Here is a 13,614-nt window from a genome sequence, read left to right on the forward strand (position 1 = left end):
GCGCACCCGCAAAAACAGGGGAAGTGTTCGTAGCCATTATCTGATCCTTTACTCGCCGAGATAGGGGATGTTGATGCCGCCGCCGATTGCCATCAGCATTGCGAAGTCAAAGTTGCCGCCGCTCGCTGCAACTGGTTGCACAGCCACGGCTTGTCCACGTGGCGCAACGATCTGTTCGCGCCCGTTGATCTGCGGCGTGATGATGCCGGCCTCGGCCGACGTGCCGATAAGCAGCGTGTCGCCGCGCAGGCAGACGGACTTGACGTTATCGTTGCTGATGGCGCCCGCCTCGCGGATTGCCAGCTTTCCGAACTCCGCATATTCACCGGACGCGATGTTCCAGCCAGATCGCAGGACCACAGAGTGGCTAGTGGCAGTAGCGGTAAAACGCAGCAATAGCTCCACGTCCCCAGCCGCTTGGCTGTCTACCGAGACGCCAGTGCCGACAACGGACGCGACAACCCCCGACTGCGCATTGGCGCGCGAGCCCTTGTTACCGATCACACTGACCAAGTACGACTTGCCGACCGTCAGCCCGGTGAATGTCCGCGTTGCAGCGGGGTCGATTGCGCCGGTTCCAGTGACGCGCAGTCGCCCATTGACGACGGACAGCGCGCCGCCGTTCGAGGGGGTCCACCCGGTAGTGCTGGTAAAGGGGTCGCCATCGGTGACGAGGTTGGCGCCGACAGCCACCCCAGCCGCGTCTTTGTAATCGACCCGCCGCAGCCCGGCGAACACCGACACCCCGTCGCCAGTGCCCACGCCAAGCTTGCCCGTGGCATCGTCATAGCTGAGAGACTGCACAGACGATGACGTGCCGCCCAGGAAAGCCTTGGCGCCGCTGTCAAACAAGGGGCGTTCGTCGGCGTATATCTTGGCGATTTGCGCAGCAGAGGGGGCGTAGGCGCCCAGGCGCAGCATAGCCAAGTCGCCGGCCCAAGCATTTCCCCCACCGTACGAGCAACCTATGCGCAGGACCGCAGATGCGTTGGTCAGGTCCCCTACCGTGCCAGTTGCCAGTGTGACTTGCGTAGCGGCGTCAACCCAAACCTCGGACACGCCGCCACGCTGCACTAGCACGCCCATGTGCCAACTGCCGTCGGTATAAGTCGATGGCGTCGTCGCAAACCTGTCGGTAGCCCCATCCCGGACGTTCCAACTGAGCGCGCCCGTTGTGGTCAGGAACGCCCGGTATCGGTCGCCCGCGCCTGCGGTGTCCGCCCTGTCAAAGATAAAGCGGTTAGAAGCTCCTGTGTTCGAGTTGCGAAACCAGAAGATGGCGCAGCAATCGCCCGTGAAATCCAGATCCGTATTCCCTGCGGGCTGCTCCAGGTAATTGCTGGCCGAGAACCCCGACCACGCCACCACATCGCCACCATTGGCCGCAGTGCGCTGTAGCGTCCCGTTGACGATCAGCCCCTTGCCCTTGTAGCTGCGATCGGGGGTGGCGAGCTTGACCGACACATTGTCGATGGAGCCGCCGAAGGCTGCGTCCGGCGTGAACGCTACGCCCGATGTGTTCGTTGTGGTGATGTAGTCGGTGTATGTCCCGCTTGCGGTGCGGGGCGCGTTGCCGACCTTGCCGCCGAGCCAGACGTTCACAGCGCCCGCAGATACACCGGACAGCGTGTAGGTCACCGCATATGTCTGGTTCGCAACAAGTCCTGCGGAAACGCTGCCGGCCTGCTCCAAGCCCGCCGTTCCGCCGGGCGTTTTGGCCGCTACACCCCCGCCAATCGCCCAGCCGGTGCCTTTGGTCCAAGCCGTGTCGGTATCGAACCCACCATTGGCGACAAGCTCACCACTGCCAGTGATCGCGCCCGGCGTCCCATCACAGAGCCACGCGCCGACCGTTGCCCCCGGCATCCAGCCCGTGCAGTACGTGGAGGTCAGGTAGGCGACCATGCCGTTGGCCGGCGTGTTGGTGTCTTCGGCCAACAGGCACAGACCAGACACGCCGCCAATATACTTGTCGGTCGCGCCAGCGTTTGCGGACAGGGTGGGCAGCACGCCGCCGGCCTTTCCGGGATAGTACAGGTGCGTTTGCCACGCCAGCACACCAACGTCCGCAGACGGTATCGGCCCTACGCGCACGGCGTTGGCATCGCCGGCCATGACAGCGCGCAGGGTGGTATCGGTGAACGACACGCGAGAGGCGCCGGGAGAACTGATGGTGATGTCCCACACATTCCCATCATGCCGGATAACGCTCACGCCACCAGCCGTCGCCACCGCGACAGTCGGAACAGCGAGCCCGGCAGCGTCGAGAGGGGCGCCGGGGAGGACGCGGGCGGTGACGGCGTTTGCGACATTGGAGACAATGCCGATACCCCCCCAAGCGCCCCAAGCCCCGGACGAGCGCAGCGCAATGTTGCGCTGATGGACAGCCACCCCGCCAGACGCATAGAGCTTTGCCGCATCAAGCGAGAACGCCACTTCAAGGAGGCGGCCGTCAGTGCCGCCATTCCGGTCACAAACCCACACGCGGCCATTCATAGCCGTCACCGCTTTGGCGGAACCGAAACCGGGAAACATTCCGCCGCTGGGGAACGCCATCCAGAGCCGCGGCGCGCCGCTGGCATCCAGGTCCAAGGCGTCATAGATGGTCAACTTGGCCGTCTCAAGGACTAGCAGTGCCACCACCGGGAACTTCGCGCGCGGCCCTCTGGTCGCAGTGTTCAACGGCTCATTTTCCCAAGAGGTCGCGCCGCAGCGGTCGATCCAGGCACCGCCATCGGTGTCCGCCCTGGTATCGTAGATGTAGCAGTCCACCAGCGACCACGTGGCCACAACCTGCTTGGACAGGGCCGGGATGATGACGGAGCTGGCGGCGCCGATCCACTGCTGCGCCTGAACCGCAAATCCCTGCGCAAGGCTCACCTGCGCCTGTGCGAGGCCCACCTGGGTCTGTGCCTGCGCAAGGCCGTAGTAGGCCCAGCCCTTCGCCGACTTGCTGCCGGCGCCGCCCGGCTCGCCGTCACCCTCGGCCCAGTCCTTGGCCTTGTCGCGCGCCGTCTCGGAGGCGGCCTGCGCTTGTTGTGCAGCGCCCTTCGCTGTCGCTGTGGCAGAGGCACTGGTAGCCGCCGCGCCGGCTGCCGCCTGGCTCTCGTCCCGTGCCTGCTGGGCTTGCTCGTTGGCTTCCGTGATGTCGGTTACCCGGTCGTCCAGCTCGGCCACGCCGTCGACCCACATGTTCTCCCAGCGGTCGCGGGTGACGCCATCTGCGCCGGCCTTCGTCTTTTCTTTGTGGCCGAAGTTCGACCCCATGTTCTCGGCCGTGTATGGCTGACCCTTCAGCATCACCATTTAGAGGACTCCTTCATAGGCGAACGGCACCTCGTCGTGACGAGCCGCGACAATCGAATAGAGGCCGGGATCGGTGTTGCGCACGAAAGACACCATGCGCAGCCAGTCGATTTTCCGGCTCGGAAACGGGAAGAAAAGGAAAGGCGTATTCAGGTCGTTGTCTTCGAGCGCGTCATACATTCGCTGCCGGGCTTCATCCTGCGGCAGGTATTTCAGGGTGCCCTTCCACGTCTGCGGCGCGGGCAGCCGATCGAACTCTTTGTGCCCGGACACTGCTTCCACGCTGGTGGTGCGGAACCGCAGGCCGTACTGCATGCCGAATTCGGGGTTGATCGAGAACTGATAGCCGAGCGCGATCTCGAACATCCGGCACCGGAACGGCCCGGTGGTGGGGTCGAACTTGTGGACCGTGACCCTGATGCCCTTGCACATCACCGGCTGCGGGATCCACACCGGCCGGATCGGCACGCGCTTGCGTTGCTTCTGCCGCAGCGTGTATTTGCCGGTCCAGAAGCTCTCGTGCTCAATCGGCAAGCTGGCGCGGTCATAGACGGTGGGCCAGAACTCTTCGCCCATGATCTGGTGGACCGGCACCTCCAAGTCCTCGTCACCGAAGAACTCGACATCGAAGGTGTCGTCGTCATGCACGCTGTTGTGGCCGATGAAGGCCAGCAAGCCGACCGGACGAGGAGTCGGGCTGGTTGCCACGAACACCGTGTCCGCCTGGGAGCCGGTGAGCGTCTCGCCGACCCGATACAGCGGCATGCCCCCCAGGTTGGTCACCGGGCGGTCAGGTGACCAGTTTGCGCCGACGGCCGGGGCGAAGGTGAACTGGGAGGTCCAGCTATCGAGGCCAACGATGCCGCGGATGAGGGTCGTGTTGGTGGTCACTCGGGCGTCTCCAGCAGGTCGAGCTTCAGGGTCTTGCCTTCCAGGGTGCGACCGTTCACGCGGAGGGTTTGGCCGGCGTCCAGTCCGTACCGCCGGGACTGCAGCCCGACCACCGCGCCCGGCCGAGCGACGGCGGTTTCGGTGGTGAGGAAGCCCGTCGCGACGTATCGGTCGCGCAGCACGGAATGGACGGCGTGCAGCCGCTGGGCGTGCGTCAGGGCATGCTCGCGGTAGCGCAGGCTGGTTTTGACCGGCAGGCGCCGCTCGCCCCACAGGGCGATGACGGTTTCATCCTTGCCGCTGGCTGGCCAAGTGGCCGTCAGAGCCTCGCTGCCAAGCTGCTTGCGCGCATCGGCACCACCGACCGAGTCCGTGGTCGAGGTGGCGTCTCCCGCCATGTCGCCGTCGCTCAGCACCCGGTCACGCGGCGCGAACTGCACGTCGACGGCGCAGACCGGCAGACCCTTGGTATCGTCGGCGCTCGCGACCAGTTCGAGCGCCACATACGGGACCTCGCCGCCCATCGCATAATCGTCATTTTCAAGGAAATGCCGAAACACGATGACAGGATCGCCGCCGGCAGCGCCGTCGTATCGGATGCGCCAGCGGCCGAGGTCGTCGTCGTAGTAGCCGGCGACGCCGTCGACGAGCTCGTTCAGGGCATCACGCTTGGTCTTTTCCTGCGTGCCCGCCCAAACCCCGGCCTCCCATGGGCAAGTATCGTCCAAGGCCGCCACATCAGCGTCCGCGATTTCCGTGGCGGCGTATCCGCAATCCTCGATCAGGACGCGGCGCCAGACCTGCGCCAGCGTCCGGTCGGCCGCTGTCTCGCCCTCCCACGCCGCCAGGGTGAACACCCCGGCCTGCGACCCGACAGTGGTCACGCACCAGGCACCGTCACCGGCTTCGCCCGCATACCAGTTGAAGGTGCCGGCAGCCGGCGTAGCCGCCTTCAGCGCCGCAAGGCTGGCGTATCGGGTACCGACCGGGTTCGGAACACCACGGCAGCGTCCGTCTGCCACACCATGGATCCGGCGGTCGGAGATCTGCCGCAAGGTCCCGCTGACGTTGGTCGGTACCGGCTCGATCTGCGCCCGATAGCCGCGCAGCCGGGGGCGGGGCAAGTCCTTCAGCCCCTCGGCACCGTCCGTGCTCATGCCGGCGCCGGTACCACCCGGGAAGGTACTGCCCTGCCAGCGGCTGTCGAGATCCGCCAACCGCCCCCGCCACCGGAACAGCACGTCCTCATCCCCCACCACCGGCTGTTCCACGGTGCCGGTGCGCAGGACGACAGCCTCGGCATAGGGCGTGGCGGGGCCGTCGACCACCAACTCCCGCGCCACGCGGCCGAAATATGCATAGCGCCGGAGGTGGTCGCGTTCCCCCTTGTTGATGACCTTGATCAACCCCTTCTCGACATCACCGGCACCGAAGCTGCGGCCATCGCCGTGCAGGCTGACCTTGCCGCGCGCATAGCCCTCCGGCGCGATGACGGGCTCGTAGGGGCCGGGCGCGCCGGCTCCCCCGTATTCCGCCGTGCTGAAGCGCAGTTGGCCGGCGGCGAGCCGCCAGGACGAGACGGCGCCGGTCCCGGACCACGATTTTACGGAGAGGGTGAAGCCGGCGGACGATGCCTCGACCACCAGCCCCTCCATCCACTTCGACGGATCGCCCGCCGCCTCCACGCGCAGGGTCATGTCGGCCGTCGCGCGCGGACCCGACGCCATCAGGAAGGACCGCACGCCGCCCCCAACGGCGTGCGTGCTGGTCGACAGGCCGCCGACGTAGCAGCCGATTTCGACGAGGTGGATCATGCCGCTCTCTCCTTATCGCGCTGCACGTTCAAGGCCGACGCGGTGCGCCCGTGCCCGCGGGCGTTCTCCTCGATCCCGGCTTCCGTGAGCTTCGCCAGGATGCGGGCGTTGCGGGCCGCTTCCTGGCGGAGCTGGCTCACCTCACGGATGAGCGCGGCGTTCTGGGCGACCAGCGATGCCAGCAAAGCATTTCCGCCATCCGCCGGGGCGGCCTGGAAGGTCATGACGTTGCTGCCGGACCACCGGTCGTTGGCCGGCTGCCACGCGGCTTCCCACGACTTGGCCATGGCCACCGCCGCGCCGTTGGGAACAACGGGTTCGCCGCCCCGCATCATCATGAGTTCGGGGCCTTGCTCACCGACCCAGGCCCAGCCCGGCGGTGCCGCAGGCGTCCCCGATGCGAACCCGTTGATGCGCCACGCCTGTCCCATCTGAGTTAGGACTTGGCGGGCGATCGCCTTAGTGCTCTCCGGCTGCTGGGTGATCCACGCCTGCCACCCGCCGGCCCCGAAGTCGCCTTCGTACCCTGTCTTGAGGGCCAATTGCATGTTGGCGGTGACAGACTCCGTCGCTCCCCAATTGCGAGGAGTGGAGAGGATCTTCTCCATCTTCGCTTGGTCGGCGACGGTGCTGTCGAGGCTCTTCAGCGTCGCATCGAGGCTGGACAGGTAGGAGAGTTGCTGTTGGGCAGTCGACAACTGCCGGCTCGCCACGCTCTCGACGGTTCCCAGGCCGGCCTGAACCTCCTCGAAAGCCTTCGGGTTGGCGTTGGCCCAGAAGTCGTTGTTTGCCTTCAGATAGGCATCACCGAGCGCCGGCAGCTTCTCGGCCGCCGCCAAAGACTCCTTGTCCGTCGGGTCGTTGTCGTTCGCCACGGCCAGGGCGTCGCGGAACTGCTGCGCCGCCTCCGCCAGCTTGGCCTCGGGGCCGAGCGGGCTGTAGTCGCCGACGATGTTCGCCATGCGCTTGTTGTGCAGGGTGTCGTAGAGGCTCTGCCACTGCGTCACCAGCGACTGCGTCGTCTGCAAGGAGGACGACACCACAGAGGCCCAGGACTGCCTCGCGTTGTCGTTGGCCGTCTTGATCTTCTCCTGGCCGTCCTTGTAGGTCTGGGCAATGGTGCCGACGACGCTGTTGAACTGGTCGGCCGAGACTGTGCCTGCCGCCATCTCCGTATTCACGAAGTAGAAGGCGGTACGAAGGTCGTTTGCAGTGGCCGTCCCAGCATTGGCGGTGTCGAGGAAGCGCTGCAGGACCGCCGGGAAGTCGCTGTTCAGGAAGGTGGTGCCGGCATCCACCCCGGCTTGGCGCAGAACATCGGATGCCTTCGCCTTCCGGGTCGGGTCGATCGCCTGCTCGATGGTCAGCCAGCCGGACGACGAGTTCGCCGCTTGAGTGGCCTGTCGCATCGTGTCGGCCAGATCGCCAATAGCCCCGCCGAACGTTTTGGTGACGTCGGCGAGCTGCTTGATGGTCAGCGTCTTGAGGACGCCATCCAGCGACGAGTTGAAAAGTGTTGTTGCCCGGCTGCTGTCCAGCCCCACCGCCGCCAATTCGCGCTCCGCGACCGTCCGCTTCTTCGTCAGGTCCGTGATCTGGTCGACGTAGCCCCGGCCCTGCGCCTCATTGATCTGCTTGTCGTAGGAGGTGGCGGTATCGCGCTGGATCCTGGCGCGGGTCTCGGTCTCGATGGCGTTGACCGTGGTGACGAGCGCCGGGTCGAGTTGCATCGCCGCTTCCCGGATCGCGTCGAAGCGACCGGCGAGGGTGGCCATGTCCTGCTCGCCCTGCGTCCAGTCGATCGGGTTCTTGAGCTGCTGCAGGTAGGCTTCCAGTTGCCCCCTGGCGAGCGACACGTATTCGCCGCCGAGGTCCAGCGACTTCGCGCGCGCCAGCTCCTCCAGCATTGGCTTCAGTGCGTCGGCGGTCGTCTCCTTGGCCGAGCGGGTGATGCCGGCCAGGGATGTGTCCAGCTCCTTCAGCGCGGTCACGCCGGCATCAATGTTCGCGCCGAGGGCGAGATCTTTGGCGGACTCCTCGAAGTCCTTGGCGGTCGAGCGTTGAATGGCCTTGGTGACGGCCGGGCCGGCACCCTGCAGGCTGCCCTGCTCCAGCAGGACGTAGCGCATCAGGCCGGCAACGTCGTCGCCGAAGTCACGGTACGGCAGGCTTCCGGAGGCGTAGAGCCCTTTCCGCTCGGTCCTGCCGATGCCGAGATCGCGGGTCAGCGTGCCGCCGCCGATCAGGGCAGCATTGACGACGGTCGCCAAGGTATCGCCGAGCCGCTGTGCTTCCGCCGGATCGCCCTTGTTGTCGGTCAGATAGCCGCCACTGGTGACCGACTTGCCGTCGGCCGACCGGATGAGGCCGCTCGACACTGTCGGGCCAACTGTCGGCTTCTGAGTGCCCAGGGCCGCCATGATGCCGCCAATGACAGCCGCGGCGGCCAGTCCCCATGGCCCCATCATGGCACCGGTGGCGAGGTAGGAGCCCAGAGCGGCGGAGCCCGCCCCAAGCCCGGCGCCCGAGATTGCGCCTAGCGTCTTGCTACCGGTCGCGTTACCGATCAGCGAGCCTCCCAAGCCGCCGATCATCCCGTATGGCATGGCGCCGCCGATGGTGCTGGCGGCACCAGTCAGAGCCGTGCCAGTCTCGGTCAGCGTGGGGATCACCGGCCCCATCTCGCCGACAGCACTGGTGGCCAGCCCGAGCGACTGCCCGGTGGCGGACATCGCGAAGTTGGTGGCTGCGGTTCCCAGCGCGTTGGTGCCGGTGGCGACCTGATAGGCGCTTTGGGCCGCACTGACGAGGCTGCGACCGCTCGAAATCGCCCCGGCGGCTGTGCCGACTTGGTGGTTGCCCGCCATCGCACCGCCGCCAGCCGAAGAGCCGGCGCTGAACAGGCTGGTCACGGCATTCCAGACGCCGCTGATGACCGTGCTGAAGCCGCTGTAGACGGCCTGCGCGCCGGCCATCAACGTGCCGCCCGCCGAGTCCGAGGCATCCGCCAGGGCCTTGGCGCCGTCGGCCGCGTCGCCCATCTGCTCGGCGGCGCTGATGGCATTGGCGCCGATGCTGCTGATCGCCTGGGACTGCACGGTGATGGTGCCGGCGATGGTGTCGGCCGCGTTGTCGTTGGCGGTCGCGGTGCCCAGCACGGAGGCCACCAGCGCCGACTGCGCCGCGGTGAGGTCTTGCGCGCTGCCGGCGGCGACCTTCTGGGCGGCGACGGCGTCAAGCTGGACTTGGAGGGCATCCTCCTGCGCCTGGGTCACACCCCCGACGCGGGTGCCCATGGTCGCGACATCGGTGCTGACCGTCTGGACGGTCTTTCCGAAACGCTCGACGTAGGTCACCGTCTCCGTCGGCAGTGCCCGGCCGCTGGACAGGTAGTCCTGCACACGGCCAGGGCCGGCATTGTATGCGGCTGCCGCCCTCGTCCAGTCGCCGCCGAACTGGCGGCCGAGCATCGCCAGATACTTGATGCCGCCACGGACGTTCTCGCGCGTGTCGGTCGCGTCGACGCCAAGCCACTTCGCCGTGTCGGGCATGAGCTGCATGACGCCCATGGCCCCGGCACTGGAGGTCAGTACCCGCCCATCATCACGATACTGACGGAAGCCGCTCTCGATCTTCCCGATGGCGAGCGCCACCTCCTCCGGCACGCCCTGCGCGCGGGCCTCCGACCGGAGCATGTCGACGACCTGACCGCCGTCCTTGATGGCCACCGGCAAGGGGCCGCTGCTGGCCACAGCACCCAGGTCCAGCGCCGCAGCGCCGCCGGTGACCTGCACCCACATGGCGTTGGACGGCGACGAGCCGAGTCCACCGTTCACGCTGCTGACGATGCGATCCAGCGCGCCGGGGTCGTTGGCCGGTTTCGGCGTGTTGTCGTTCGCCACCTGGATCGGCCCGGACATCAGCTTGGTCAGGCTGCCGGACAGCCAAGTCTCGAAGGGCTTCGTGACCAACTGGCGGGCGGCGATGCGCTTCATGTCCTCGCCCAGCGCCTTCACCGCATCGCCAGCTTTCGAGGCGCCTACAAGCACGTCCTCGAAGGCGGTACCGATCGGCTGCACCACATTGGCGGCGTTCTGCGCCGCCTCCTGCAACTCGCTGTTCACGCGCGCCAGCTCGCCGGCCTGCCGGATGTAAGCCTGGGTGCCGGCGTCGGTCATGTCCGCGCCCTTCGCGCGCAGGTCGTTGGCGGCCTGGAGCATCGCCACCGACCGCGCGCGCTCGGCATTGGACTGGCCGAGCATGCTCCACTCGGCATTGGCGAGGTCCACCGCCTGCCGCTGCTCGGCGGCGATCTGCGCGAACTGCTGCGAGCGCTGCGCCACATCGCGCGCCAGGATGCCGGCGCTGAGGTTCTCGATCTCGCCGGCATCCCGGCTGGGGTCGAGCCCGCGCTTGCGCGCCTCTGCCAGCGCCTCGGCGGCGAGGGCCGCCTCCCGCGCCGCGCCGGCGCCCTTGCCCCAGGCTTCGGCCAGCCGCTCGGCGTCCTCCGTCTGCTGCCGGAGGGTCTGGTCGAACTGCGCCGTCGCCACCTCCCGCTGAGCATCATCCAGGGCGCGCAGGCGACCAACGATGGCGTCATAGGGCTCGATCGTGCCGCGGGCCGCCTCGGCGAGGGCCTTCGCTTGGATCTGCGCCTCGCGGACGGCCGCCGACGAGGCGCCGTAGGCTTGGGCCAACAGATGATTGCCCGCCACCTCGGCCGCCGATGCCCGGTTGTTGTCGTTGACGGCCACCTGAAGCTGCAGCATCGCCTCCCGCTGTCGGAGCAGGAGGAGGTTCTCTGCCGGGATCCCATCCAGGTGCTGATCGCGAATTTCGCTCTGCGCACGCATCGCGGCCGTCGCAAGAGCGCGGTCCACCGCATTCCCGCGCAGGGACTCTGACAGGCGGTCCACCTCATGGGTCTGCGCCTTCACATATTCCGTCGCCTTCTGGGTCTGCGCATTGAAGGCGATGGCATCGGCCGACAGGTCGTTCGCGGCTCGGTGCGCCGGCACATTGGCCGATGCGGCAGCCGTCGCCGTTTGAGCTGCGGCAGCCCGTTTGTTGATCCCGTCCAGCCGCCTTTCCAGCTCGGCGATGTCGTTGCGCGCCCGGTCGATCTCCAGGGCGGTCGCAGCCGGGTCGGCCAATCGGTCAGTTTCCAGCCCGTGCAGCCGGGCCTTCGCGCCCTCGATCTTCTTCTGCAGGTCAGCCTGAACGTCAGCGGGCGTCGGCGCGGCGATCTCGATCCGGTTCGGGGTGAGGCTCATAGCGCCCAGACCGGCACCGGCCAGCTTGCCGAACGTGACGATCCCGGGATCTTCGAAGAAATCTGCCAGCAGCTTGAACCGGTCGGAGAGCGCAATCTCCACGCTGATGACCAGCGACGACGAGGCCACCGCGTCCACCATCCGGTTGAACTGGACGCCCAGCTCGTGCATCGCCTCGCCGGCCGGCGTCATGCTGTCCTTGCGCAGCCCGTCGAAGCGGCGATGCAGGGCGCCCAGCGCCACAGCCAGGGCATCGGCCTGCCTGCCGTGCTCGGCCATCGTGCGGATTGCCTCGACCTCCGTCGGCGTCAGGAAGCCGATCGCCTCCTGCAGCTTCATGATGGCCGGATAGCCCTCGGTCATGAGGGTCACGACCTGTGCAGAGGCATCCTCCACGGACTTGCCCAGCCCGGCAGCCATGTCCGAGCCGAGCGTCGCTGCCTCGCGGCCCATCGCCGCCGATAGTCCGCGCGTGGAGGCCAGCATGCGGGCGGTGCCATAGGCGTCGCCGCGATCCGCACCGCCCTCGTACAGCGCCTTGGCGACCTCGCGCAGCCCGGCCGCTGTGGTCTGCGCCTCAGTGCCATAGGTCCGCATGGTGCTGGTGAGCTCGCGCGTTTGGCGGTTGATCTCCAGGGCGCGCGAGCCGATCAGGGCCAAGCCTCCGACGACCGTCAGCGCCCCGCCGGCCGCCAGGGCAAAGGGCGAGGTCAGCAACGCCACCGCTCGGCCAACACCACCCACGGCTCCGACAGCCTGGGGAGCCTGCTGCAGGAGAGGGGTCAGAAAGCCTTGCCCGCTGCCCACCTGCACCGCAAAGTCCTGGATCTGATAGCCCAAGTTCAGCGACTCGTGGGCGGCCAGCTTGGTGCTGGTGGCGCTCCGGGTGGCGATCTCGTGCTGGTCCTTCAGCGCGCGCGACAGGGCCTCGTGCTGCTCCTTCGTCAGCTTGATCCCGCCCACACCATCGGTCATGGCTTTGTCCAGCAGCCGCTGCTCCGCGACCAGCTTCTCTTCGGCCCCGAAGGTGCGGTCCAAGGTGCCCACCAGCGAGCGGAGGGCAGTCTCCTCCTGCTTCACTGCGGCGGCGGCCTCCTTCTCGGCGGCGATGATCATGGCCGCGTCCGCTTCGCGCTCGCGCACCGCCGCGTCCCAATCGGCCGACATGCGGGCGAGCGCGTCCCGTTCCTCCTGCGCCATCTTCCGGGCGGCGACGGCCTCGGCCTCCGCGAGATCCTTCGCCTTCTTGATGGCGGGATCGTGGGCGGCGGCGAAGGCGGTCAACAGCCGCGTCGCCTCGGCCTCCTCCATGCCGGCCCGGCGGATGGTCGCCTGCAGCTCCGCCAGCCCGGCGTCGTATTTCTGCTGGGCGGCATCGGTCAGCCCGAGCGAGGCGCGGTAGGCGTCCAGCTTGGCGTCGGCCTCGGCGAAAGCTGCCGTGATGTCGTCCAGGCGCTGGGCCGAGCCGTCATCCCCGAAGGTGATGGAGCCGGTCCCGCTCGATCCCCGTCCGGTGGTGGCGTAGCGCGTCGGGCCGATCACCGCGGTGTTCGCCGTCTGGCGCGACAGGCCGACCGAGTCGTTGATGGCCTTCTGCGCCGCTGACACGCCGCGCAGGCTGGCCTCCAACCCCTTCGCCCCGGCCGCCCAATCGGCCATGCTGGCGTGGCCGGACCGGAAATCAGCGTTCAGCGCCTGCAAGGCACGGGCGGCCTGGGTCAGGCCACCGCTCGCGCTGCCGGCCGTCTCGTAGACCTTGCCCAGCGCGCCGGCCCACGTGCCGGCCGAGGCGGTGGCGGCAGCCATGCCCGCCGACAGGCCGCCGGCCGCCGCGGTCGCTGCCGCAGCCCCAGCCTCCACGTCCTTGAAGTAGCGCGCCACTGCGGCGCGGGCTTTCCCGGTGGCGGCCTCCATCTTGGCCGTGATGGTGGCGCGAAGCTCCTCCTTCTCCGCCGCGCCCGCGCTGCTCGCCTCCAAGTCGTCCAGGGCGCGCTGATAGGGCGCGATGGCCTTGGCGACGGCGGCAGCCTCCCGCTTGGTCCGGTCGAACTTGTTGGCGAGCTGCTCGGCCGTCTGGCTGTGGCGCTTCACCCGCGCGTCGGCACGCTCGACCTGGCCGGCATAGGCGTCGATGGCCTCGCCGGCGGCGGCGGCACCGGCGGCGACTTCGTCGGTCGCCTTCTTCGTGCCCTTGCCGGCGCGGGCGGCCTTCGCCTCCGTGGCGGTGAAGGCGTCGCCCAGGCCCGTGACTGCATCGGTTGCCTTTTTGGCACCGGCCGATACGCCATCCTGGAAGCCTACGTCGAGGCTTTCGACTTGATCGGTCATGG

General features: G+C 67.7%; 4 protein-coding genes. All 4 read right to left on the bottom strand.

Annotated elements, in window-relative coordinates:
• Positions 1–48: 48 nt before the first annotated feature.
• The 4 genes from J2850_RS26010 to J2850_RS32135 are packed head-to-tail and all read right to left on the bottom strand — an operon-like array spanning position 49 to position 13,612.
• The gene (locus J2850_RS26010) at positions 49–3,306 is read right to left on the bottom strand and encodes a LamG-like jellyroll fold domain-containing protein (RefSeq protein ID WP_209988585.1); all 3,258 of its coding nucleotides are present in this window, start codon (positions 3,304–3,306) and stop codon (positions 49–51) included.
• Complete coding sequence (locus tag J2850_RS26015; RefSeq protein ID WP_209988588.1) at positions 3,307–4,197, bottom strand: hypothetical protein; 891 nt, start codon at positions 4,195–4,197, stop codon at positions 3,307–3,309.
• Positions 4,194–6,011 (bottom strand): hypothetical protein, encoded by a 1,818-nt coding sequence (locus tag J2850_RS26020; protein WP_209988591.1) that lies wholly within the window; start codon positions 6,009–6,011, stop codon positions 4,194–4,196. Before J2850_RS26020 ends, J2850_RS26015 begins: the two co-directional genes overlap by 4 nt.
• A complete protein-coding gene (locus tag J2850_RS32135; protein ID WP_209988593.1) occupies positions 6,008–13,612 on the bottom strand; it encodes a transglycosylase SLT domain-containing protein in 7,605 nt (2,534 codons plus the stop codon). The genes J2850_RS26020 and J2850_RS32135 overlap by 4 nt, the downstream gene beginning before the upstream one ends.
• Between the last annotated feature and the right edge of the window lie 2 nt (positions 13,613–13,614).

Source organism: Azospirillum picis (genome assembly GCF_017876115.1).
GTDB lineage: Bacteria > Pseudomonadota > Alphaproteobacteria > Azospirillales > Azospirillaceae > Azospirillum > Azospirillum picis.